Genomic DNA, 23,216 nt, shown 5'->3' on the forward strand with positions numbered 1-23,216 from the left:
AACTGCACGGGGCCGGAACCGCCGGACTACTCGCCCGGGTGGGCCAGGTACTTCGGGTTGGCCACGAGGAGCCGGTCGGTGATCCCCGCCCGGACCGCCGCGAGCAGCGCCGGGTCCTCCGGGTCGACGACGCCGGCGCGGATCGCGGCGGCCAGGTCGGCCTGGTCGGCGCGGCCGAAGCGGGCGAGCCGCTCGCGGTGCCGGCGCTCCTGCTCCGGCCCGAGGGCGAGCTCCCGCGCGACGGCGTCGACGACGTTGGCCGCGACCCGGGCGTTGAAGCTCAGCCGGCCCTGCGTGCCGGGCATGACGTCCTCGCGCAGGTAGAGCCCGACGGCGTCGAGCAGCTCGCGGCTCGTGGGTCGGCCGTGCAGGTCCGACGGCGGGGCCTCGGGGGTCTCCGGCAGGTCCCCGGCCGGGAGGCCGAGCGCCAGGAACAGGTCGTGCTCCTGCTCGCACACCCGCCGCCCGATTGCGGCCAGCTCCACGGACGGGACGGCGCCGGAGAGGTGCCGCTCGGCCATGCCGCGGCAGCCGACGGCCCAGCGCGCGGTGCCGAACACCTGCCACCAACGCACCGCCTCGGGATCCGGGCGGTGCCCGGCGACCTCGGCGTACCCGTCGAGCAGCTGGTCGAGCGGGCCGAACCCGCCCACCGCGGGCGCCGCGCCGAACCGCCAGCACTTCACGCACAGCCAGCCGAGGTCCTCGCGGGGGTCGCCGAGGTGCACGACCTCCCAGTCGAGGACGGCCTTGAGCCCGTCCGTCGCGACGATCATGTTCCCGTTGCGGAAGTCGCCGTGCACGACCGACTCGGGGACCTCGGCCGGGCGGTGCTTCTCCAGCCAGTGCAGCGCGATCTCGATCGACGGCAGCGGCTCGCCCATCTCGTCGTAGGTCTGCCGGAGGTGCTCCAGCGGGTCCCGGCGCTCCAGCCCCGGGACGTCGGCCGGCGGGATCGCGTGCACCCGCGCGACCGCACGGCCCAGTTCGGTGGCCAGGGTGCCGCGGACCTGCGCGTACTCGGGATCGCGCAGCAGCCGGCGGGCGAGCGTCTCCCCGTCGACGTGCCGGGTGACCAGGTACGGCGCCCCGACGACGGCGGGGTCCGTGCCGTGGTCGACCAGCGGCGGCACCGGTACGCCGGCCCGCTCCGCGGCCGCGATCGCCCGTGCCTCGAGCGCCATGCCGTCCGGCCGGCCCGGCCCGGGCGGGTCGCGGCGCAGCACCAGCCGCTGCGTGCCCGCACCGGTCCGGGCGCCGAACGACCAGGTCTCGCGGCTCGCGCCGCCGGTCAACCGGTGCAGCCCGACGACCTCCGCCGGGCCGTCGAGGACCTCGGTCAGCCGGACGGAGAGCAGCTCCGCGAGCACGGCCGGGTCGGCGGGGTCGCCGGTCGGCCTGCGGGTCTCCGCGGCGGCGGTCATGCCGCACCCCCACGCGTCAGGCGGGCGGGCCGTCCCAGGGACCGGGGTCCACGGCGTCGACCATGTCCAGCGCCAGGCGCTGGTACCGGCCCACCATCTCCTCCGGCGAGGCGGGCCCCTCCGGCGAGAACCAGCTCGCGACCCCCGTGCACATCACGACGATCGCCCGCGACGCCTCGTTGGGCAGCGGCGTGCGGAAGGCCCCGAGCTCGACGCCCCGGGCCACCACCTCGTCGAACATCCGCTGCTGCGCGTGCCGCTTGGCCAGGTGCGGGGTGCGCACCGGCTCCTCCAGGGCCCGCAGCTCGCTGGTGCCCAGCAGGGTGCCGCGCTGGTCCTCGAGGTGGAACAGCACCTGCACCTCGACGAGCGCCCTGAGCTGGTCGGCCGGCTCGTCCCCCGCACGTTCCAGCGCCTCGCGGGTCCGGGTCAGCAGCGCCTCGATCCCGCGCTCCATGATCATCGCGAGCACGGCCTGCTTCGACGGGAAGTGGTGGTACAGCGCGGCGGGGCTCAGCCCGGCCCGCAGCGCGATGTCCCGCACCGACGTCCCGTGGTAGCCGTGCTCGGCCATGGTCGCGATCGACGCCTCGAGGATCGCCGCGTCGCCCGGCGGCGCATTCGGGGGCCGCGTGACGGGCTGGTGTGCTCGCGCCATCGATCCCTCCCCGGCTCACCGGTCCGTCCGGGGTCCCGGACGGTTCCGGGAAGGCTACCGGGCTGCGCCGCAGCAGGTCCGCGCGCGTCACTTGATCGCCAACGGGTTGATGGGCGAGCCCAGGGCCCGCTGGAACTTGATGGGCGGCGCGGTGAGGAAGAAGTCGTACCGGCCGTCCTCGGCGCAGTCCGCGGAGAGCTCCTCGAAGTCCAGGATCTCGCCGAGCGTCATGCCCATGTCGCGGATCAGCACCATGTGCACCGGCAGCTGCTCGTCGGGCAGCTCGCCGGGGAGCACCTCGATCGCCCAGTTGTCCGAGCAGACCGCGGCGACCTCGTGCTCGTGCAGCCACTCGCAGCAGTCCAGGCCGAGCCCGGGCTCGCCGGCCATGAACGCGGCGGCGTCGGACTCCACGAGGAACTTCCGCCGCCAGCCGGTGCGCACCAGAAGGATGTCCCCGCCCCGCAGCGCGACGCCCTGGGCGGCCATCGCCGCGTCGAGCTCGGCCGGGGTGATCACCTCGCCCGCCTCCAGCCACTCGACGCCGCGGTGCCGGGCGACGTCGACCAGCACGCCGCGCCCCGCGATCCCCTTGGCCTGGTGCTCGATCGAGTTGGCCGTGGTGCCGTGCGGGCTCACCGACGAGGCGGGGAACCCGTTGTAGAGCTGGTCGTCGTAGAAGACGTGGGCGAGCCCGTCCCACTGCGAGGCGCTCTGCAGCGGCATGAACACGTAGTCGTCGGCGTAGTGGAAGGCGCCCGGGTAGTTCTGGTCCGCGCCCGTCTCCGACACCAGGATCATCGGGTTGATCCGGCCCCCGCCCGGCTGCGGGCCCCCGCGGCCGAAGGGGATGCCGAGGTCGAAGATCCGCCCGTCACGCACGAGCCCGGCCGCCGCGGCGACCCGCTCGGGCGTGAGGAGGTTGGTGGTGCCGCGCTGGTCGCGGACGCCGTCGCGGTCCCATCTCCCCCAGTTCGACAGGCGCTTGCCCAGCTCCCTGAAGTCCCGTGTCATCAGCGCACCTTGTTGGGCCCGGCGAAGCCGAAGAGGTAGCCGGCGACCTTGCGCATCTGGATCTCCTCGGCGCCCTCGGTGATCCGGTAGCGGCGGTGGTGGCGGTAGATGTGCTCGAACGGGGTGTGCCGGGAGTAGCCGAGCCCGCCGTGGACCTGCATGGCCCGGTCGGCGGCCTCGCAGACGAACCGGTTGGCCCGGTAGTTGCACATCGAGACCTTGTCGCTGATCTCCATGTGCGGCACCCGGTCGAGCTCCCAGGCGGTCTTGCGGACCAGCCCGCGCAGCATCTCGGCCTCGGTCTGCAGCTCCACCAGCGGCCACTGGATGGCCTGGCGGGTGGCCAGCGGCGCCCCGAACGTGACCCGCTCGCGGGCGTAGGCCACGGCGCGGTCGATGCAGAACTGGCCCGCCCCGACCCCGGAGGCGGCCTGGCGGATCCGGTTCTCGTGCACGAAGGTCTGCGCCACCGCCAGGCCCATGCCCTCCTCGCCGAAGATCGCCGAGTTCGGCACCCGGACGTCGGTGATGGTGACCTCGGCGTGGTCGGTGGGCATGTTCAGCGTCCACCAGTGGAAGTCCACCGAGAACCCGGGGCTGTTCGTGGGCACGAAGAACGCGGTGATCCCGCGGGCGTCGCCGTCGTTGCCGCTGGTACGGGCGAACACCACGTCGTGGGTGGCCGAGTGCATCCCGGAGTTCCACCGCTTGGCGCCGTTGATGATCCAGTCGTCGCCGTCGCGGACCGCGCGGGTCTCCATCCAGGTGGCGTCCGAGCCGTGGTCGGGCTCGGTCAGCCCGAACCCGATCCGGGCCTGCCCGGTGAGCATCGGCTCCATGTACTCGTCGAGCTGCTCGGGGGTGGCGAAGCCCAGCAGCATGTGCGCGAACGGGAAGTTGCCCACCACGCTCGACTCGTTCTGCAGGTCGTTGTGCAGCCCGAGGCCCTTGCGCGCGAGATGCTCGCGGATCACGGCCATGTCGAAGTTGCTGCCGTCCTGCCCGCCCACCTCCTTGGGCAGGGCGTAGCGCAGCCAGCCCGCCGCGTCGGCGCGGCGGCGCATCTCGCGCAGCAGCTCCTCCCACTCCCGACGCGGGGTGCCACCGGCCTCGAAGTCGGTGCGCGCCCACTCCCGGCGGTGGTCGAAGAACCGCTCGTTGTCGTCCTGCGCCTGCAGCGGGACGATCTCCCGCTCGATGAACGCGTCGAGCTCGTCGAGCTTCTGGGTCAGCTCCACCGGCAGTGCGAAATCCACGGGCCCTCCTTAACGATCGTTCAGCTAGGATGCATCGGCACGGGCGCCGAGGGAAGGGGTCGGATGCAGGAGATCCGGTACGAGGTGGCGGAGCGGGTCGCCACACTGACGATCGACAGGCCCGCGAAACGCGGGGCGATGACCTACGCCATGCTCGAGGAGTTCACGGCCCGCATCGACGAGGCCGGGCACGATCCCGAGGTCACGGTGCTGCTCGTCACGGGCGTGCCGGGCAGTTTCTGCGCCGGGATCGACCTGGCCGATCTGGCAGGTCGCTCGCCGGACGAGCGCGGCGCGGTCCGCTCCCGGGAGATCCCGGCGTTGATGGAGTGCCCCAAACCGGTGATCTGCGCGGTCGACGGGATGGCCGTCGGCATGGGCGCGGAGTTCGCCACCCAGGCCGACCTGCGGCTCGTCTCCACCCGCGCGCGGTTCCGGTGGAACTTCGTGCACCGCGGGCTCGTCTCGGACACGGGCGCGGGATCCTGGCTGCTGCCGCGCCAGATCGGCACGCCCGCCGCCTTGCGGCTGCTCTACACCGGGGACGACCTCGGCGCGGACGAGGCCGTGGCGCTGGGGTTCGCGGTGTCGTCGCACTCGCCCGAGGAGCTTCCGGAGGCGGCGCGGGCGCTGGCGGTGAAGATCGCGACGGCGTCGCCCTTCGCGCTGGCCCGGACCAAGAAGCTCGTGCTCGACGGCGCCGGGGTCGGAATGGCCGACCACGTCGCCGCGACGCGGGAGGCGCTCGCCGAGTGCTTCGCGTCGGAGGATCATGCCGAGGGGGTCGCGTCGTTCCTGGAGCGGCGGCCGGCCCGGTTCACGGGGAGGTAGGAGTTGACCGAGGTGTCCGACACGTCCGCGCAGCGGGTCACCGTCGAGATCACGGACGGGGTGGCCGACGTCCGGCTCGCCCGGCCGGAGAAGCGCAACGCCCTCGACCCGGCGATGTTCGCCGCCCTCGTCACCACCGGCGAGCGGCTGCGGACCGAGCCCGGGCTGCGGGCCGTGGTGCTGTCCGGCGAAGGGCCGGACTTCTGCGCCGGCCTCGACTTCGGGTCCTTCCAGGCGATGCGGGACGGGCAGCGGCTCTCCGCCACGGCCGATCTCCCACCGGGCGACGGGCCGGCCAAGGCCACCGGGCAGCGAGCGGCGTCCGTCTGGGCGCAGGTGCCGGTGCCGGTCATCGCCGCGATCACCGGCAACGCGCTGGGCGGTGGGCTGCAGGTCGCGCTCGGCGCGGACATCCGGATCGTCGCGCCCGACGCGTCGCTGTCCGTGCTCGAGGTCAAGTGGGGCCTGATCCCGGACATGACCGGCACGCAGGTGCTGCCCGAGCTCGTGGGCCGCGACGTCGCCAAGGAGCTGACGTTCACGGGCCGGAAGGTGCGGGGCGAGGAGGCGGTCGCGCTCGGCCTCGCCACGCGGGTCGACCCCGACCCCCGGAAGGCGGCCCTCGAGCTGGCCCGGGAGATCGCGGGGCGCAACCCGCACGCGGTCCGCGCGGCCAAGCGCCTGCTGGAGAGCTCCGGCCGGGTCGACGCCGCCACCCAGCTCGCCGCCGAGCAGACCGAGATCGGCGCGCTCATCGGCAGCCCCAACCAGGTGGAGGCCGTCACCGCGTCCTTCGAGAAGCGGGCCCCGAGGTTCACGGACTGACCCGTGAGTGGCAACTGCCCCTAGAGGGGCGGTTGCCACTCACGACCCCGGCTGAGCTGGGGTGGGGCGTCGTGGCCGGGTGCGGTCGGCGGGGGTGCAACGCAGGCGGAGGGCGTGCAGCAGGACCTCGGCCGGATGGGGCCCGCGGTCCACGCGCGCACCGAGGCCGTCGCAATGCGCGAACAGCTCGGCGACCCGCCGCGCCGGCCGGGGGGGCGGCGGCTGTGTGGCCGGGTCGGCGGGGTCGTGGGCGAGTGGCACTGGGGGACGCCGCAAAAGGCCGGAGTCGCGGTCAGCGGGGCATCGCGGTCAGCGGGGCATCGCGGTCAGCCGACATTGCGGTCGGCCTGGTCGCGGTCGGCTGGGCCGCCGGCGGGCGCCGTCGCCATGTCGCGGTCGGCCGACGTCGCGATCGGGGCCGGCACACCCGCTCCGGCTGCTCGGACAGCCGTGTGAGCGCCACACATCCGCTGCGGTGCCCTCGCACACCCACGACAACCTCCGTACACCCCGTCGACGGGGTGTACGGCGCAGCTCGGGGTGTGCCGGCTCCCGCGAGCCCGTCGGCCGGTCGAGAGGTCGACGACCGGGCACACCCGCCTGAGCGACTCACAGGCCGTCGACCGGGTGCGCCGCGCTCGACCCAGGTGTGACGGGCCGCCCGACCGGATGTGAAGCGCCCCGCCGGTTGTGCCGCCAGCCTCCGGCTGCGTCGGCGAGACCAGACCCACGTCGGCCCGGGCTCGCCGCCCGGGCATTCCGCAGCTCAGCCGGGGTCGTGAGCGCCAACTGCCCCTCTAGGGGCAGTTGCCGCTCACAGGTCGCCGAGGTCCACCAGGAAAGCGATCTCCTCCGGGGAGTACCAGGCGAGCTCGTGGTCCTCGGCCTCGCCGACGAGGAACTCGGCGTCGAGGTCGCCCAGGTCCGCCTTGTCGACGACCGCCGCCGCCTCCCGCACCGCGTGCTCGGCCTCCTCGGCGTCGACGTGCACCGCTGCGATCGCGGTCATCGGCACGGCGCCGGAGATGCGGACGGCGCCGTCGTCGAGGTCCGGCCGCAGCGTGACGTCGTCGAGGTCGGCGGCCACCACCACCCTCCGGGCCGGCACCTGGTCCTCGCCCAGCCCGAACTCGACGGCGAGCAGGCGCAGCGACGCCCGCGCCGCCTCGCCCATCGCGGCGTACTCCAGCTCCTCGTCGTCGCCGGACACGTAGGCCTCCCGCAACCGGGGGGTCAGCGCGAACGCGGTCCCCCCGATCGGGTCGAACCGTCCGGTCTTGACCAGCTTCCGCAGCATCGGCCAGGTCCCGGGGATGTAGATCCGCACGGTCTCTCTCCTGCTCTCAGCGGCTCGCGGCCAGCAACTCGTCCAACGCCTCGTCGACCAGCCCGGCGAGGACGTCGACGTCCGGCATACCGTCCCGGTCGCCGTTGAACCCGTAGTACACGCCACCGTCGTAACTGGTCAGCCCGATCGCGAGCGCCTGCCCCTTGGCGAGCGGCACGACCGGGAACATCTCCAGCATGCGCGCTCCGGCGGCGTAGAGGGGGAACTGCGGGCCGGGGACGTTCGTCACGACCAGGTTGAAGATCCGCTTGGAGATCCCGCTCGCGGCGCGGGCGCCCAGCGCGTGCAGGGTCGGCGGGGCGAAGCCGCCGATGCGGACCAGGGTGTCGGCGCCGACGTTCTGCCCGGTGGAGGTGTGCTCGCGCATCGCGTGCGTGACGTGGTGCAGCCGCACGACCGGGCTGGGCTCGCCCACCGGCAGGTCGACGAGGAACGACGACACGCGGTTGCCGAGCGAGCCCGAGGTCGCCGAGCTGGGCACGTCCGCCTCGCCACGCACCGACATCGGCACCATCGCGCGTACGGAGGCACCCGAGGTCACCGGCTCGCCCCGGGAGAGCAGCCAGTTCCGCAGGGCGCCGGACACCACGCTGAGGACGGCGTCGTTGACCGTGCATCCGTGGGCGGCGCGGATCCGCCGGTACGCCTCGAGGTCCGTGCGGGCGATCGCGAACCGGCGCTGCGTGGAGATGTGCACGTTGAGCGGCGTGCCGGGCGCCGGGCGCGACGCCGTCCGAGCCATGGTGAGCAGCTTGCCGGCCATGCCCGCGAGCTTCGTGGCGGTCGCGACGGCGTCGCCCGTGGCGGCGCGGACGTTGTCCACGATCTCGCCGGGCCGGGCGACGGCGTCGCCCACCGCCTCGGCGATCAACCGCAGGTCGCTCGGCTCCGGCCGCGGCATCCACACCTCCTCGACGCCGGGCCGCGCGTCGGGCGAGACGTCCAAGATCACCTGGGACAGGTCGATCGCCGAGATGCCGTCGACCATGGCCTGGTGGGTCTTGGTGACGACGGCGACCCGGTTCTTCTCCAGGCCCTCGACCAGGTACATCTCCCACAGCGGCCGCGTGTGGTCCAGCGGCCGGGACATCAGCCGGGCGACGAGCTCGCTGAGCTGCTCGTCCGTGCCCGGGCGGGGCAAGGCGGAGCGCCGGACGTGGTACGCGACGTCGAACTCGGTGTCGTCGACCCACACCGGCCGGGCCAGGTTGCCCGGCACGTGCTTGACCTTCTGCCGGTAACGCGGCACCAGCGCGATCCGCTGCTCGACGAGCCCGACCAGCTTCTCGTAGTCGAGCCCGCCCTTGCCGGCGCGCTTGAAGACGGCGACGCCGCCCACGTGCATCGGCGTGGTCGCCTGCTCCAGGTAGAGGAACGACGCGTCGAGCGCGGAGAGCCGGGGCGGCATGGCCGTGATCCTACGTGCGCGTGCGACCCTGCACGGGTGGCAACGCCGGTCTCGCCGAAGGACTCCTTCATCACGGTCTACGGCCGCAAGCCCGTCCTCGAGGCGCTCGACGACGACTCGCTGGCCGTCGACAAGGTGATCATCGCGGAGGGCACGCGGGGCGACTCGGTGCGCGCCATCACCGACGCCGCCCGCCGCCGCGGCGTGCCGGTGCAGCGGGCGAGCGCGCACCGGGTGAAGGTCCTGGCCGGCAACGGGCGGCACGACCAGGGCGTGCTGGCGGACGTCGTCGCGCCGCGGATGGCGCCGGTGCCGGTGTTCCTGTGCGACCTCGGTTCCCGCCGCCCGGCCTCGGTGCTCGTGCTCGACCGGGTCACCAACCCGTCGAACGTCGGGATGATCCTCCGGACGGCCACGGGCGCGGGTCTCGACGGCGTCCTCCTCCCCCGGCGCGGCGTGCCCGCCATCGACCCGCTGGTGATCAAGGCCTCGGCGGGGGTCGCGTTCTCCGCGCCGGTGCTCCGCTCCGCGACCGCCGAGGAGGGGCTCGCCCAGCTCAGGGAGGCGGGCTTCGGGATCTTCGGGCTCGACGCCGGCGGGGAGGACCTGCTCACCGCCGACCTCCCGCCCCGGGTCGCCCTGGTCCTCGGCAACGAGACCGACGGGTTGTCCGACGCCGTGCGTCCGCTGCTCGACGACCTCCTCGCGATCCCGCTGATGGGCGGGGTGGAGTCGCTGAACGTCGCCAGCGCCGCCGCCGTCGCCGCGTACGAGCTGCACCGCCGCCGCTGACCCTCGCTGAGCGAACGGCACTCTCGCTCATACCTACTGAGCGAACGGCACTCTCGCTCACACGGGGCATCCAGCGGCACACCTCATGAGCGAAACGGCACTTCCGCTCAGTAGGTGTGAGCGAGCGCGCCGCTCGCTCATCAGCGGGGCGTCAGCGGGGCTTCAGCGGGGCTAGCCTCGGGGGATGGTTCAGCGTCGGATGCCCAGGCCGAAAGAGCTGCTGCCCCTGCTCCGGCCCGCCCCCTTCGTCCGCGACGCCACGGAGCGCCGCCTGCGCCGCGCGGCGTCGATCGCCGACCTGCGCGAGATCGCCCGCCGCCGCACCCCGCGGGCGGTGTTCGACTACGCCGACGGCGCGGCGGACGGGGAGCTCTCGCTGAACCGGGCGCGCGCGGCCTGGTCCCGCGTCGAGTTCACCCCGACCGTGCTGCGCGACGTCAGCACCGTCGACCTGGGCCGGGACATGCTCGGCGCGCGCTCGGCGCTGCCGTTCGCCTTCGCGCCCACCGGCTTCACCCGCATGATGGGCACCGAGGGCGAGCCAGCGGTCGCGTCCGTCGCCGCCGACGTCGGCATCCCGTACACACTCTCCACGATGGGCACCACGACCATCGAGGAGGTCGCCGAGGCCGCGCCGGCGGCGCGCAAGTGGTTCCAGCTCTACCTGTGGCGGGACCGGGCGTTCGCGAAGGACCTGGTCCAGCGCGCGGCCGCGGCCGGCTACGACACCCTCATGCTCACCGTCGACACCCCCGTCGGCGGCAACCGGCGCCGGGACGTGCACAACGGCCTCACGATCCCGCCGGCGCTGACCCTGCGCACGTTCGTCGACGGGGCGCTGCACCCGCACTGGTGGTTCGACCTGCTCACCACCTCGCCGCTCACCTTCGCGACGCTCGAGCGCACCGAGGGCACGGTCGCCGACCTCATCAACCGGGTCTTCGATCCCGCCCTGACCATGGACGACGTCGAGTGGCTGCGCGGGGCCTGGCCGGGCAAGTTGATGATCAAGGGCATCCAGAACGTGGCCGACGCGCGCCGGGTCGTCGACGCCGGCGTCGACGCGGTGCTGCTGTCCAACCACGGCGGCCGCCAGCTGGACCGCGCCCCGGTTCCCGTCGAGCTCGTCGAGCCGACGGTGCAGGAGGTCGGCGACTCCGCGGAGGTCTACGTCGACACCGGCATCATGCACGGGGCGGACGTCGTGGCCGCCGTCGCGCTCGGCGCGCGCGGAGCGCTGGTGGGCCGCGCGTACCTCTACGGGCTGATGGCGGGCGGACGCGCCGGCGTCGCCAAGGCGGTGGACATCCTGACCGGCGAGATCACCCGGACCATGCAGCTCATCGGCGTCACCTCGGTGGATGATCTTCGACGCGAGCACGCGCGGCTTCGCCCGATCGGGTGAGGGCGGGGTGGCGCTCTCGGGGAGTTGGGGCCACTGTGGCCTGCATGGGATTCCTGGACAAGGCGAAAGAGCTGATCGGTCAGCACGACGACAAGGTCGACCAGGGCCTCGACAAGGCCGGTGAGGCCGCCAAGCAGAAGTACGCCGGGCACGACGAGCACATCGACAAGGGTGTCGACTTCCTGCAGGAGAGGACCGGCGAAGGCAACACCGCGGCCGCGCCGCCGCCCGCCCCGGAGGGCGAGCAGCCGCCGCCCCCGCCGCAGCAGTGACCCCCTGACCACCACGGCGCCGCCCGACCGGGCGGCGCCGTTCGCGTTCTCACCAGTCGAACAGGATGTCCAGCTCGCGCAGCGTCGAGTCGGGGTCGGTGTGCCGGACGCCGACGGCCCCGGCGGCACTCGCCCCGCGGACGTTGATCGGCAGGTCGTCGACGACCACGCAGTCGTCGGGCGCCAGTCCCAGCAGCTGCGCGGTCCGGCGGAAGGCCTCGGGATCGGGCTTGCGGGCGCCGGTCGCACCGCCGAGGACGACGGCGTCGAACCGCTCGACGTACTCGTCCGGCACGGAGTGGGCGTCGGAGAGCAGCGCGACGCGCAGTCCCGCGGCCCGGGCCCGGACCGGCAGGTCCGCCATCTCCGGGCCGTCGGTGAGCACGCCGCCGTAGTCGAGGATCAGCCCGCGGAAGCCCGTCACGTCAGCCGCCCCTCCAGCGCCGCGAGGACCTCGCCCAGGTAGCGGCGCACCGCCGGATCCTCCGGCGGCACGACCTCCCGCAGCGCGCGGTCCACCTGGTCGCCAACGGTCTCCCGCCGGCGCCTGCCGCTCTCCGTGAGGTACACCCGCACCACCCGCCGATCGTCCGCGTCCCGTTCGCGCCGGACGTCCCCGGCCCGCTCGAGAGTGTCGACGACCGGGGTCAGGGTCGCAGGGGTGAGGCCGAGCCGCCCGGCGAGCTCGCGGTGCGGCAGGCCGCCCTCGCTGCTCAGGACGGTGAGGAGATCGAGCGCGGTCGCCGACAGCCCGTGCGCGGCGACGACCCGCTGCCGGAACCGCGCGAGCGTGGCGCCGGTCGCGACCAGGAGCCGGTCCAGCGGCTGCTCACCCACGCCAGCACCTTAGCTGACGAACGATCAGGGCCCAGACGATTCGGCGACGAAGTAGCGCGATCCGGTCCGGTGATGGTGGTCCCGCTCGCACGCTGCTGCCATGACGCTCGCCGCCCCGGCCCCGATGCTCCCGCTCTTCGCGACGGTCGACCACGAGCCGGCCCTCGAGTCCCCCGTCCCGTTCGACGACGGCGAGTGGGTGGCGGAGGGGGACGTCCCGTTCGGTGTCGAGCAGAGGCGGGAAGCGGCCTGGGAGGCGGCAACCGAGCCGAAGTGTGAGGTCGCGGGCGAGGGCGTGCGCTCGGGGCCTGAGAGCGGCTCGGCGGTCGACCGAGCGGCGATCGGTGCACCTCTAGGGTCCGAGGGCGGTTCGCCCGTCTGCAGCGCAGCGGCCAAGGGCGCGCTTCCGGGACCCGAGGGCAGCTCGACCGTCCGCAGCGCAGCGGCCAAGGACGCGCTCAGGGGGCCTGTGGGCGGCTCATCGGCGGTCGGCAGGGCAGCGGTCGAGGGCGCGTCTTCGGGACCCGAGGGTGGCTCGGCGGTCGGCAGGGCGGCGGTGAAGGACGCGGTCGCAGCCACCGGAGCTGTGTCGCCCGCTGTGCAGGAACCACCGACGCCCGCGCCCAAGGGCTCGAACGGGACCGACGGGTCGCACGCGGGAGCCGGCCCCACGGACGGGCGCCTGCGCCGGGAGCGGGAACGGGCGCTGCTGGCGCGGCGTCGGGCGGAGTTGGTCGTCCGCACCGCGCTGGAGGTGCTCGACGGCCGCCGCCCCGTGAACCATCTGGCCCCGTTCGCCGCACCCGAGGTGCTGCGCTACGTCAACGCCGGCCTCCCGCGACGCGGGCGCACCGCCGCAGCAGGGGCGTCCCTGCGCTCCCTGCACGTGAGCCTGCCGGGACGCGCCGCCGCGGAGGTCGCCGCCGTCTGCCGGTTCGGCACCCGGGTCCGCGCCCTCGCCGCCCGTCTCGAGCTCACCGGGCAGGGCGAGTGGCGTTGCGTCGCCCTCCGGGTGATCTGAACTGGCCTGGTCCTGGCGGAGGCGCTGATCGGGCAAGGAGACTGGTGAGGTGCCTGCCGCGCTCCGGCGTCACCGGTGCCCCGCACACCCACTTTGGCTGTCACACCTTCATCCAGGACACCCGGCACACCTGCCAGGTCGGCTTCACAACCCGTCGACCGGGTGTGGTCGGCTCGGCAGGGTGTGCGAGGACGTCGCCGCTGGGCCTCGGGCTGCGCTTCGCTGCCGAAGCTCGCCACCTTCGAGTCGCCGCGTCCACCCGGACCGACGACCGCCGCTCACGCACCCACCTGGACGCGCCACACCCCGTCGACGAGGTGTGCCGCGAACGTCACACGTGGGCCAGGCCTCCACCACGGATGTGCGAACACCGCCCGAGGCATGCCGGATCCGCAGGCGAGGCCCGCAGAGCGCTGCTCGCACGCGGCCCACCTGCTCGCACGGCCCGCTCGGCGGTGCTCGCGTGCGGCCCCGCCCAACACTGCTCGCATGCGGGCCCTACTCGCGCGAGACGCGATCAGCACCGCCCGCGCGACCCGCCGAGCGCCGCCCGCTCAGCGGGCAACTCGCGGAGAGCCGCTCAGCGCTGCTTGCGCGAGGCCCGCTCCTGGCGGCGCCGCTCGGCGCGGTTGCCGCCGGCACCCTGCGGCTGGCGCTGTGCGCCGCCGCCCCGCTGGCCTCCAGCCCGCTGGCCGCCGTCGCGGGTGACGACCTCGCCGCCGTCGTCGCTCGGGCCGCTGTAGCTGAGGTTCTGCTGCGGCGGGCCGGCGCGGAAGGCGGCCGGGAGGACCGAGGTGGGGGTGTCGTCCGGGCGGCCGTCGGCGGCCTGCGCGGCCACCCGCGGGATCCGGCTGGTGACGGGCTCGGCGGCGGCCGGCGCGCTCGCCACGGCCGCCCGCGTGCCCTGCTGGGCACCGGCACCGTTCTGACCGGCTCCGTTCTGCGCGCCGTTCTGACCCGCCGCCGCGGCCCCCGCCGCGGTCCCGGCCGGCACGGCCTCGGCCCCCGGCGACTCCTGGACCTGCACCACGACGTTGAACAGGTGCCCGACCGTCTCCTCCTTGATGCCGTCGAGCATCGCGGTGAACATGTCGTAGCCCTCGCGCTGGTACTCGATCACCGGGTCGCGCTGGGCCATCGCCCGCAGGCCGATGCCCTCCTTGAGGTAGTCCATCTCGTAGAGGTGCTCGCGCCACTTGCGGTCGATGACCTGCATGAGGACCTGCCGCTCGAGCTCCCGCATCCCGCCCTGCGCACCGATCATCGCGTCCATCTCGGCCTCGCGCACCGAGTAGGCGCGCTCGGCGTCCTCGATGACCGCGTCCGTGATGCGCTCGGCGGTGAGCTCGTCGAGCCCGCCCTCCTCCGGGTCGCCGTCGACGAGGTCCTGCCACTTGATCGAGATCGGGAACAGCTGGCCGAGCGCGGTCCAGAGCTTGTCGAGGTCCCAGTCCTCGGCGTAGCCCTCGGCGGTGGCGCCCTGCACGTACGCGGTGATCACGTCGTGCAGCATGTGCCGCGTCTGCGCCTGGACGTCCTCACCGGCGAGGACCCGGCGGCGCTCGGCGTAGATGACCTTGCGCTGCTGGTTGAGCACCTCGTCGTACTTGAGGACGTTCTTGCGGATCTCGAAGTTCTGCTGCTCGACCTGTGTCTGAGCGCTGCGGATCGCCCGCGTGACCATCTTGGCCTCGATCGGGACGTCCTCGGGCAGGTTGAAACGGTTCATGATCGACTCGACCATGGCGCCGTTGAACCGCCGCATGAGCTCGTCGCCCAGCGACAGGTAGAACCGGGACTCGCCGGGGTCGCCCTGGCGGCCGGAACGACCGCGCAGCTGGTTGTCGATGCGCCGCGACTCGTGTCGCTCGGTGCCGAGCACGTACAGCCCGCCGGCCTCGCGCACCTCCTCGGCCTCGGCCGCCACCTGCTTCTTCATCCGCGCGAGGGTCTCGTCCCAGGCCGCCTCGTACGCCTCGCGGTGCTCCACCGGGTCCAGCCCGCGGCCGCGCAGCTCCAGGTCGGCGAGGAAGTCCGGGTTGCCGCCGAGCATGATGTCCGTACCGCGGCCCGCCATGTTCGTGGCGACCGTGACGGCGCCGGCGTGCCCCGCCTGCGCGACGATCATCGACTCGCGCTCGTGGTGCTTCGCGTTGAGCACCTCGTGCGGGACCTGGCGCTGCAGCAGCAGCTTCGACAGGTACTCGGACTTCTCGACACTCGTCGTGCCGACGAGAACCGGCTGGCCCTTGTGGTGCTTCTCGGCGATGTCGTCGGCAACCGCCTCGAACTTGGCCGCCTCGGTCTTGTAGATGAGGTCCGCCTGGTCGATACGGATCATCTCGCGGTTCGTCGGGATGACGACGACGTGCATGCTGTACGTCTGGTGCAGCTCGGCCGCCTCGGTCTCGGCGGTACCGGTCATGCCCGAGAGCTTGTCGTAGAGGCGGAAGTAGTTCTGCAGCGTGATGGTGGCCAGGGTCTGGTTCTCCGCCTGGATGTCCACCTTCTCCTTGGCCTCGATGGCCTGGTGCATGCCCTCGTTGTAGCGGCGCCCGGCCAGCACGCGGCCGGTGAACTCGTCGACGATCAGGACGTTGCCGTCCCGGACGATGTAGTCCTTGTCCTTCTTGAACAGCTCCTTGGCCTTCAGGGCGTTGTTCAGGTAGCCGACGAGCGGGGTGTTGGCCGCCTCGTAGAGGTTGTCGATGCCGAGCTGGTCCTCGACGAACGCCACGCCGTCCTCGGTGACGCCGATCGTGCGCTTGCGCTCGTCCACCTCGTAGTGGACGTCCTTCTTCAGCAGCGGCGCCATCCGCGCGAACTCCTGGTACCAGCGGGCGCTCTGCTCGGCCGGACCGGAGATGATCAGCGGGGTGCGGGCCTCGTCGATGAGGATGGAGTCCGCCTCGTCGACGATCGCGAAGTTGTGCCCGCGCTGCACCATGTCGGCGGAGTTCCACGCCATGTTGTCGCGCAGGTAGTCGAAGCCGAACTCGTTGTTCGTCCCGTAGGTGACGTCCGCGGCGTACATCTCGCGGCGCTGCGCCGGGGTCATCTCGGCGAGGATCACGCCGACCGACAGGCCGAGGAACCGGTGGATCCGGCCCATGTTCTCCGAGTCGCGGCGGGCCAGGTAGTCGTTCGTGGTGACGACGTGCACGCCCCCGCCGGAGATGGCGTTGAGGTAGCTGGGCATGACACAGGTCAGGGTCTTGCCCTCACCGGTGCGCATCTCCGCGACGTTGCCCAGGTGCAGCGCCGCGCCACCCATCAGCTGGACCGGGAAGGGGCGCTGGCCGAGCGTGCGCTTCGCCGCCTCGCGGACGACGGCGAAGGCCTCCGGCAGCAGGTCGTCGAGGCTCTCCCCGTCGGCGTGCCGCTCGCGGAACTCGTCCGTCTTCGCGCGCAGCTCGGCGTCGGACAGGGGCTCGATCTCGGGCTCGAGCGAGTCGATGTGCGCGGCGATCCTGCCGAGCCGTTTCACCAGCTTCGTCTCACCGGCACGGAGCAGGCGGTTCAACAACGGCACTGGTCGACCTCATTCGCGATCGCGGTCTCGGGCGCGGTCCTGCGGGCCCCGACGGGCGCCGGAGGACCGGGGCGGACGCCGGCGCACGGCAGACACCCGCGAACCATGGTAGCCATCGGCGCGGCGACCCCTCACCGTGCAACGACCCCGGACCCGTGTGGGTTCCGGGGTCGTGCGGTGGGCGGACGCCGGGGCGCGGCGGAGTGCCGCACCCCGACGCCCTCGTGGGCAGGGCCGGTGGGTCCTCCCGATCAGCCGCCGAGACTGATCACGCCGTAGTCGTATCCCCTGCGCCGGTAGACGACCGAGGGCGTGCCGCTCTCGGCGTCGGCGAAGAGGTAGAAGTCGTGGCCGACCAGCTCCATCCGGGAGAGCGCCTCGTCGACGCTGATCGGTTCGTCCGAGTGCTGCTTGCGCCGCACGATGCGGCCCGGGACGTTCTCGTCCTCCTCGCTGTCGGTCGCGTCGTACCCGGTCACCTCGGGGCCGGCGCCCGGCAGGTCGTCGAGGTGCTCGGCGTGCCCGCGGGGCCGGGGCACCTCGACCTCCGCGGCGCCGAGCATCTCCTCGGTCTCCGGCAGCGTGTCCAGGAGTGCGACGGCGGACCCGCCCCGGCCCGCCATCACGCGGGAGCGGCGGTCGTTCAGCCGTCGGCGGTCGTGGGAGCGCCGCATCCGGCTCTCCAGCTTGGACACCGCACAGTCCAGTGCTCCGTAGAAGTCCTGCGCACACGCCTCGGCGCGAACGACGGGCCCCCGGCCCCGTCCCGTGATCTCGACGCGTTGACAGATCTTGGCCTGGCGGCGGTTCGGCTCGTGGAAGAGCTCGACCTCCATACCGACGATCTTGTGGTCGTACCGTTCGAGGCGGGACAACTTCTCCTCGACGTGGATCCGGAAGTGATCCGGGACCTCCACGTTCCGGCCGGTGACGACGATCTCCACTCGACTTCCCTCGCTCTCCGTGCGTTCTCGGCGTCGGGGCGGTGTTTTCGGGCCTACCGGCTCAAGGGGCGCGACAGCGGGGCGTGACCCTGGGGAGACCCGAAGCGGACGATCGGTGTTCCCCTCCCGTTGTGGTCTGGGTTACGTGTGCCAGGCACGGTAGTGCGCATCACGCTTTGGCAACAGTCCTGAGCGACGAGTGACGCCGAACCGGGCGAAATCGACGGTTTCTCTTTCCCTGACCTGCGCAAACACGTATCGTGGTGGGGTTGCCCGGGCCTGCGGCGAGGCCTCGCCCGCCCGGTGCCGGCGGTCCGTCCGGCTGCTCGCGTCGCACAGCACGACCGCCCCCGCGACCCCGATCCCGACCTCCGCCAGGGCCCCGGCGCAGGCACGGAGCGTGGCCCCGGTGGTCACCACGTCGTCGACGAGCACCACCGCATCGGGTGGGTTGTCCGGCGACCGCACGAACACCCGCCCGGCGAGGTTCGCGGCCCGCCCCGCGGCGTCGAGCCCGAGGGAGTCCCGGGTCCGGCGGGCCAGCCCGAGCAGCCGGAGGGTCCGCCCGGGCGCGATCCGCCGGCACAGCCGCAGCACGTGGTCGCCGCCGCGCGCCCGGGCCGCCGCGGGCCGCGAGGGCGCGGGCACGAGGAGCGCGCCGGGCGGTACGAGCGGGGCGAGCACCGCCGCCAACGGCGCGGCCAGGTCGCGGCGGCCCCGCTCCTTGTAGGCGAGCAGGGCGGTGCGCAGCGGCCCGCGGTACCGGCCGGCGGCGAGGGTCTCCGGCGCCCCGGGCAGGACGACGCGGTGCGGGTTCGGCAACCGCGCGGTGCACTCCGGGCACCAGCCCGCCCCGCCCGCGCCGCAGCCGCCGCACGAGCCGGGCAGCAGCAGGTCGAGCAGGCCGGCGAGGAGCAGGCGCGGGGCCAGGTGCGGGGCCAGGTGCGGGTCCAGGCGCAGAGGCGGGAGCGGTGCCGGATCCGGGGTCGGTCCAAGCCGGTGCGGGACGGTGACGGGGCGAGCCATGCCCCCACCCTGGCCGCCCGCACCGACGGCCCCGCCCGAATCGGGGCGCACGGGCCGGGTTGTCCACAGATCCGGCCTCGCCCCCAGCTCCCACGTCGTCCACACGGTCGTTCACACCACGGTCCTGCGTGGAGCCGACCCGGCTCAGCCCGGGTAGAGCGGCACCCCGTCCGGCGCCGCGCCGAGCACCTGCCGCCAGCTGTCGAGCTCGCCGCCGTCGTAGCTCCAGATCCCGCCCTGGTCCGCGACCAGGAACGGCCGGCTCGACGCGGCGGTCACGGCCTTGAGCGGCGGGGTCAGGTTGCTGCCCGGCACCAGCTGGAGGGTCAGCCCGTCGGACGACACGAGCGACACCGGGCGGTCCGACCGGGCCGTGACCACGATGAGCGACTCGTCCGCCCGCCAGTCCACGCCGACGACGTCGGAGAGGTCCGACGGGCGCAGCCGCCGGACGTTGCGCACCGCGACGTCGCCGTCGGCCGCCCGCACGACCGCCCCGGTGACGAGGCCGCCGTCGACGACCGCGGCGACCCGCATGCCGTCGCGCGACAACCGCAGGTCGGTGAGCGGGCCCAGCGCGGTGAGCGCGGAGACGTTGACCTGCCCGGTCCGCACCACCCCGGTCTGGTCCACGGTGACCCGCGCGACGACCGCGCCCGGGCCGCCGCCCAGCACCGTCCACACCTCGCCGCCGGTCGGGGTCCAGGTCGGCCGGGACAGCGACGAGCCGGACAGCGACACCGCCTCCAGCATCCCGTCCGTGGGCCCGACCAGCAGCCGCACCCGCCCGTCGTCCCGGGCGACCACGGCGATGCGCGCGCCGTCCGGGGTGGTCGCGGCCGACGCGATGTCGAAGGACCCGTTGCCCGCCTGTCCGTTGAGCGGCTCGCCGCCGGGCAGCGCCCGCACGCGGCCACCCGTCACGACCAGGGCGGGGGCGTCCGCCCCGGGCTGCACCGAGGCGCCGGCCCCGGCGACGTCGTCGGCCGTGAGGTCGGGCCTGCCGGCCAGGAGCGGCGCGCCGTCGACGAGCAGCCGCACCCGCGGGACGTTGATCTCGGCGAGGGTCTGCACGAACTGCGCCGCGATGAGGCGGCGGCGGGCCTCGTCGAGGTCGCCGACCTGCGTGAGGTCGACGATCAGCGCCCCGTCCGGGGACTCGGTGACGTTGGTGCGCAACCGGGCCGACGGCGGCACCACGGACTCGGCGGCGTCCTGCAGCGCGGGCGACGGGCCGGTCAGCAGCATGTCGACGGTCCGCGACGGCAGCGCCTGCGCGGGCACGGCCGGGAGGTACCGCAGGTCGGCGACGGTCGCCCGCCGGGCGGGGTCGACGAAGTACCCCTTCACGGTGCGGAAGTTGGTGCGGAAGTCCGAGAGCCGCACGAGCACGCCGGCCGGGAGCCGGTCGATCCGCCACTGCCCGTCGGCGCGGCGCACCGTCACGTCGATCTCCACGGGCGCCTCGGCGGGCTCGAAGGCGCCGAGCGAGTCGAGCGAGCCGACCCGGTCGCCGCGGATGCGCACGGTCGCGGTGTCGGGATCGGTGCTGCTCGTGGGCGGGTAGACGGTGTCGAACTGCTCGTCGAGCACGGTCAGGGAGTCGCCGTCGTCCCAGCCCTGCGAGGCCTCCTGGGTGAGGAACCGGCGGGCCGCCCCGTGCCTGTCCACCGTGCTGCCCGAGGCGTAGACGAAGCCGCGGACCAGGTCGAGGGGGTTGGTGCCCTCGACCGGCCCGGCCGGGATGCCCGGGGAGTCGCCGTCCGTGACCTTGCGCAGGACCTGCACCGACGACTCGCCGGGCACGCTCGCGCACCCGGTGGTCAGGGCGAGCAGCGCGGCCAGGATCAGCAGCAGCCGGCGGGTCACCGGTCCCCCCGCGGGTCCAGGACGGCCGGTTCGGCGGGCTCGACGGCGTCGTCGTCCGCGGCGGTCCCCCCGTCGCGCAGCTCGGCCGGGATCGGCGTGCCCCACGGCGGGGTCGGGACCGAGGCCGGGAGTGGGTGCCCGGTGTCCGGGTCGTCGCCCTCGGGCTGCAGCGGCAGCGGGCTGGACTCGAGCAGGTCCCCCTCGGTGCGGGGCAGGGTGAGCCGGAAGGCCGAGCCGCGGCCCGGCTCGCCCCAGGCCTGCAGCCAGCCGCCGTGCAGCCGGGCGTCCTCCAGGCTGATCGACAGGCCCAGGCCGCTGCCGCCGCTGCGCCGCGCCCGGGACTCCTCGGCGCGCCAGAAGCGGTTGAACACCAGCCCGGCCTCGCCCGGCCGCAGCCCGACGCCGTGGTCGCGGACCACCACGGCGACGGCGTGCTCGTCGCCGGCCAGGGTGACGTGCACCGGCCGGCCCTCGCCGTGGTCGATCGCGTTGGCGACGAGGTTGCGCACGATGCGCTCGACCCGCCGCGAGTCGACCTCGGCGTAGACGTCCCCGGGGAGGTCGAGGACCAGGGGCGTGCCCGACTCCTCCGCCAGCCCGCGGACCGCCTCCACCGCCCGGGAGACGACGTGCCGCATGTCCAGCCGGTCGGTGCCCAGCTCGGCCACGCCGGCGTCGAGCCGCGAGATCTCCAGCAGGTCGCCGAGCAGCGTCTCGAACCGGTCCAGCTCGGTGACCAGCAGCTCCGAGCTGCGGCGCAGCGCCGGGAGCAGCTCGTCCCGGGAGGCGTAGAGGATGTCCGCGGCCATGCGCACGGTGGTGAGCGGCGTGCGCAGCTCGTGGCTGACGTCCGAGGTGAAGCGGCGCTGCAGGGCGCCGAACTCCTCGAGCTGGCGGATCTGGGTCTGGATGCTGCTCGCCATCTCGTTGTACGACTCGAACAGCCGCGCGACCTCGTCCTCGCCGTGCACGGGCATGCGTTCGTCGAGGTGCCCCTCGGCGAACCGCTCGGCCACCTCGGCGGCCTGCCGGACGGGCCGCACCACCTGCCGGGTGACCAGGCTGGCGATGCCGGCGAGCAGCAGGATCAGCACCAGCCCACCGACGATCAGGGTGCTCTGGACCAGGCCGAGGGTCCGCTGCTCCGCGTCGAGCGGGAACATCAGGTACAGCTGCAGCTCGCGCCCGGCGGTGCGCACCGGCTGGCCCACGACGAGCGTCGGGATGCCGTCCACGGTGGTGTACTGCGTGGACAGGGCCCCGTTCGCGACGGTCTGCCGCTGCTCGGGCGAGACGTCGTCGAGGTTGCCCGCCGAGATCTCCGGGCCGCTCCCGGTGCCCGTGGTCAGCGCGGCGCGGAACTCCCCCGCGGTGGGTGCGCCCGCCGCGTCGGCCGTGGACTGGTTGGTGAGCTGGTCCAGGGCGTTGTTCAGGGTGCCCTGCGCGCCCTCGCGGTCCGGGTCGACGCCGGACAGGTCGCGCTCGGAGATCACACGCGCGGACTCGGCCTGCGCGATGGCCGCGTCGAACTTGCCCTGCAGCAGCCTGTCCGCGATCTGGGTCTGCAGCACCAGGCCCAGGACGAGCGAGACGGCGGTGGACAGGGCGAGGGTCGAGACGACGACGCGCAGCTGCAGCGAGCGGCGCCACGCCGCCAGCGCGACCGCGCGGATCTCGGAGACGAGCACGCCGGCCGACGCCGCCGCCCGCTTCGCCCGCCGGGCGAGCGGCAGCCGCGCGACGAAGGACCTCACGGACACGGGTGCCTCAGTGACACGGGGACGTCATCACGGCGGCCCCGCCTTGTACCCGACCCCGCGGACGGTCAGCACGACCTCCGGGTGCTCGGGGTCCTTCTCGACCTTGGACCGCAGCCGCTGGACGTGCACGTTGACCAGCCGGGTGTCCGCGGCGTGCCGGTAGCCCCACACCTGCTCGAGCAGCACCTCGCGGGTGAAGACCTGCCGCGGCTTGCGGGCGAGTGCCACGAGCAGGTCGAACTCGAGCGGGGTGAGCGCGATCCGCTCGCCCTTGCGAGTGACCTGGTGCGCCGGCACGTCGATCTCGACATCGCCGATCGTGAGCTGCTCGGCCGGCTCGGCCTCGGTGCGCCGCACCCGCGCCCGGATGCGCGCGACCAGCTCCTTCGGCTTGAACGGCTTGACCACGTAGTCGTCCGCGCCGGACTCCAGGCCCAGCACGATGTCCACGGTGTCGCTCTTCGCCGTGAGCATCACGATCGGCACGCCCGACTCGGCGCGGATGGCCCGGCAGACGTCGATCCCGTTCATGCCGGGCAGCATGAGGTCGAGCAGCACGACGTCCGGACGCATGTCCCGAACGGCGGGCAGCGCCCGGGTCCCGTCCCCGACCACGGCGGTGTCGAAGCCCTCGCCCCGCAGGACGATGGTCAGCATCTCGGCCAGGGCCGGGTCGTCGTCGACCACCAGAACGCGCGACTTCATGGGAGGAAGCATCCCACTGAGGTCCGACAGTCCTGTTCCGACCCGCGACTCGGCGCGTGTCGATCACCGCCCGGGGGTCACTCCGCCGCGGGGAGGACGACGACCTTGTACGCGTCGATCGCCGGATCGGCCATGACCGGCGTCAGCCCTTCGAGCCCGGACTGAGCGACGAGCACGCGGTCGAAGGGATCGCGGTGGTGGGCCGGGAGGGCCGCAGCGGCAGACACGAACAGCGGGTTGGCGCCGTCGGCCAGCGCAGCGCGCGCCTCCCGGTGAGACCAGACCTGAC

General features: G+C 73.7%; 21 protein-coding genes. 6 read left to right on the forward strand and 15 right to left on the reverse strand.

Going from position 1 to position 23,216, the window contains the following annotated elements; all coding sequences use genetic code 11:
* Positions 1–26: 26 nt before the first annotated feature.
* The 4 genes from ACQP04_RS31075 to ACQP04_RS31090 all read right to left on the reverse strand — a co-directional run bounded on the left by ACQP04_RS31075 (position 27) and on the right by ACQP04_RS31090 (position 4,352).
* Positions 27–1,424, reverse strand: coding sequence for a phosphotransferase family protein (locus tag ACQP04_RS31075; RefSeq protein WP_433504064.1), 1,398 nt, complete (start codon positions 1,422–1,424; stop codon positions 27–29).
* Between the two features lie 16 nt (positions 1,425–1,440).
* A complete protein-coding gene (locus ACQP04_RS31080; protein WP_433504065.1) occupies positions 1,441–2,082 on the reverse strand; it encodes a TetR/AcrR family transcriptional regulator in 642 nt (213 codons plus the stop codon).
* An 87-nt stretch (positions 2,083–2,169) separates the two neighbouring features.
* On the reverse strand, positions 2,170–3,096 hold the full coding sequence (locus tag ACQP04_RS31085) for a cyclase family protein (protein ID WP_433504066.1): 927 nt from the start codon (positions 3,094–3,096) through the stop codon (positions 2,170–2,172).
* The gene (locus ACQP04_RS31090) at positions 3,096–4,352 is read right to left on the reverse strand and encodes an acyl-CoA dehydrogenase family protein (RefSeq protein ID WP_433504067.1); all 1,257 of its coding nucleotides are present in this window, start codon (positions 4,350–4,352) and stop codon (positions 3,096–3,098) included. Before ACQP04_RS31090 ends, ACQP04_RS31085 begins: the two co-directional genes overlap by 1 nt.
* A gap of 63 nt (positions 4,353–4,415) precedes the next feature.
* Between ACQP04_RS31090 and ACQP04_RS31095 the strand changes: the two genes are divergently transcribed.
* Positions 4,416–5,183 carry an enoyl-CoA hydratase/isomerase family protein gene (locus tag ACQP04_RS31095; protein ID WP_433504068.1) on the forward strand — a complete coding sequence of 256 codons (768 nt, stop codon included), beginning with the start codon at positions 4,416–4,418 and terminating at the stop codon, positions 5,181–5,183.
* A gap of 12 nt (positions 5,184–5,195) precedes the next feature.
* Complete coding sequence (locus ACQP04_RS31100) at positions 5,196–6,008, forward strand: crotonase/enoyl-CoA hydratase family protein (protein ID WP_081924629.1); 813 nt, start codon at positions 5,196–5,198, stop codon at positions 6,006–6,008.
* A gap of 814 nt (positions 6,009–6,822) precedes the next feature.
* Here ACQP04_RS31100 and ACQP04_RS31105 read toward each other — a convergent pair.
* Positions 6,823–7,335, reverse strand: a complete 513-nt coding sequence (locus ACQP04_RS31105; RefSeq protein ID WP_433504069.1) for a DUF6912 family protein — start codon at positions 7,333–7,335, stop codon at positions 6,823–6,825.
* A gap of 16 nt (positions 7,336–7,351) precedes the next feature.
* Positions 7,352–8,764, reverse strand: a complete 1,413-nt coding sequence (locus ACQP04_RS31110; protein ID WP_433504070.1) for a WS/DGAT/MGAT family O-acyltransferase — start codon at positions 8,762–8,764, stop codon at positions 7,352–7,354.
* A gap of 36 nt (positions 8,765–8,800) precedes the next feature.
* On the opposite strand from ACQP04_RS31110, the gene ACQP04_RS31115 reads away from it, so the two are divergent.
* The 3 genes from ACQP04_RS31115 to ACQP04_RS31125 all read left to right on the forward strand — a co-directional run bounded on the left by ACQP04_RS31115 (position 8,801) and on the right by ACQP04_RS31125 (position 11,233).
* Positions 8,801–9,556, forward strand: coding sequence for a TrmH family RNA methyltransferase (locus tag ACQP04_RS31115; RefSeq protein WP_433504071.1), 756 nt, complete (start codon positions 8,801–8,803; stop codon positions 9,554–9,556).
* 184 nt (positions 9,557–9,740) lie between these two features.
* The gene (locus tag ACQP04_RS31120; RefSeq protein ID WP_433504072.1) at positions 9,741–10,961 is read left to right on the forward strand and encodes an alpha-hydroxy acid oxidase; all 1,221 of its coding nucleotides are present in this window, start codon (positions 9,741–9,743) and stop codon (positions 10,959–10,961) included.
* Positions 10,962–11,005: 44 nt separating this feature from the next.
* Positions 11,006–11,233 carry an antitoxin gene (locus ACQP04_RS31125; RefSeq protein ID WP_433504073.1) on the forward strand — a complete coding sequence of 76 codons (228 nt, stop codon included), beginning with the start codon at positions 11,006–11,008 and terminating at the stop codon, positions 11,231–11,233.
* A gap of 49 nt (positions 11,234–11,282) precedes the next feature.
* Here ACQP04_RS31125 and ACQP04_RS31130 read toward each other — a convergent pair whose 3' ends face one another.
* On the reverse strand, positions 11,283–11,657 hold the full coding sequence (locus tag ACQP04_RS31130; protein ID WP_433504074.1) for an HAD-IA family hydrolase: 375 nt from the start codon (positions 11,655–11,657) through the stop codon (positions 11,283–11,285).
* Positions 11,654–12,070, reverse strand: coding sequence for a MarR family winged helix-turn-helix transcriptional regulator (locus ACQP04_RS31135; RefSeq protein WP_433504075.1), 417 nt, complete (start codon positions 12,068–12,070; stop codon positions 11,654–11,656). The genes ACQP04_RS31130 and ACQP04_RS31135 overlap by 4 nt, the downstream gene beginning before the upstream one ends.
* A 598-nt stretch (positions 12,071–12,668) precedes the next feature.
* Here ACQP04_RS31135 and ACQP04_RS31140 point away from each other — a divergent pair.
* The gene (locus ACQP04_RS31140; protein ID WP_433504076.1) at positions 12,669–13,091 is read left to right on the forward strand and encodes an Rv3235 family protein; all 423 of its coding nucleotides are present in this window, start codon (positions 12,669–12,671) and stop codon (positions 13,089–13,091) included.
* Between the two features lie 580 nt (positions 13,092–13,671).
* Here the strand turns inward: ACQP04_RS31140 and secA are convergent.
* The 7 genes from secA to ACQP04_RS31175 form a co-directional block, all read right to left on the reverse strand.
* The gene (gene secA / locus ACQP04_RS31145) at positions 13,672–16,623 is read right to left on the reverse strand and encodes a preprotein translocase subunit SecA (protein ID WP_433504077.1); all 2,952 of its coding nucleotides are present in this window, start codon (positions 16,621–16,623) and stop codon (positions 13,672–13,674) included.
* Positions 16,624–16,874: 251 nt separating this feature from the next.
* The gene (gene hpf, locus ACQP04_RS31150) at positions 16,875–17,567 is read right to left on the reverse strand and encodes a ribosome hibernation-promoting factor, HPF/YfiA family (protein ID WP_433504078.1); all 693 of its coding nucleotides are present in this window, start codon (positions 17,565–17,567) and stop codon (positions 16,875–16,877) included.
* A gap of 141 nt (positions 17,568–17,708) precedes the next feature.
* A complete protein-coding gene (locus ACQP04_RS31155) occupies positions 17,709–18,593 on the reverse strand; it encodes a ComF family protein (protein WP_433504079.1) in 885 nt (294 codons plus the stop codon).
* A 144-nt stretch (positions 18,594–18,737) separates the two neighbouring features.
* Positions 18,738–20,462, reverse strand: a complete 1,725-nt coding sequence (locus ACQP04_RS31160; RefSeq protein WP_433504080.1) for an LpqB family beta-propeller domain-containing protein — start codon at positions 20,460–20,462, stop codon at positions 18,738–18,740.
* Positions 20,459–22,222 (reverse strand): MtrAB system histidine kinase MtrB, encoded by a 1,764-nt coding sequence (mtrB, locus tag ACQP04_RS31165; RefSeq protein WP_433504081.1) that lies wholly within the window; start codon positions 22,220–22,222, stop codon positions 20,459–20,461. The genes ACQP04_RS31160 and mtrB overlap by 4 nt, the downstream gene beginning before the upstream one ends.
* A 27-nt stretch (positions 22,223–22,249) precedes the next feature.
* A complete protein-coding gene (gene mtrA / locus ACQP04_RS31170; protein WP_037053966.1) occupies positions 22,250–22,927 on the reverse strand; it encodes an MtrAB system response regulator MtrA in 678 nt (225 codons plus the stop codon).
* Positions 22,928–23,004: 77 nt separating this feature from the next.
* Positions 23,005–23,154 carry a hypothetical protein gene (locus tag ACQP04_RS31175; protein WP_433504082.1) on the reverse strand — a complete coding sequence of 50 codons (150 nt, stop codon included), beginning with the start codon at positions 23,152–23,154 and terminating at the stop codon, positions 23,005–23,007.
* Positions 23,155–23,216: the final 62 nt, after the last annotated feature.

Source organism: Pseudonocardia halophobica, from assembly GCF_050948485.1.
Taxonomy (GTDB): domain Bacteria; phylum Actinomycetota; class Actinomycetes; order Mycobacteriales; family Pseudonocardiaceae; genus Pseudonocardia; species Pseudonocardia halophobica.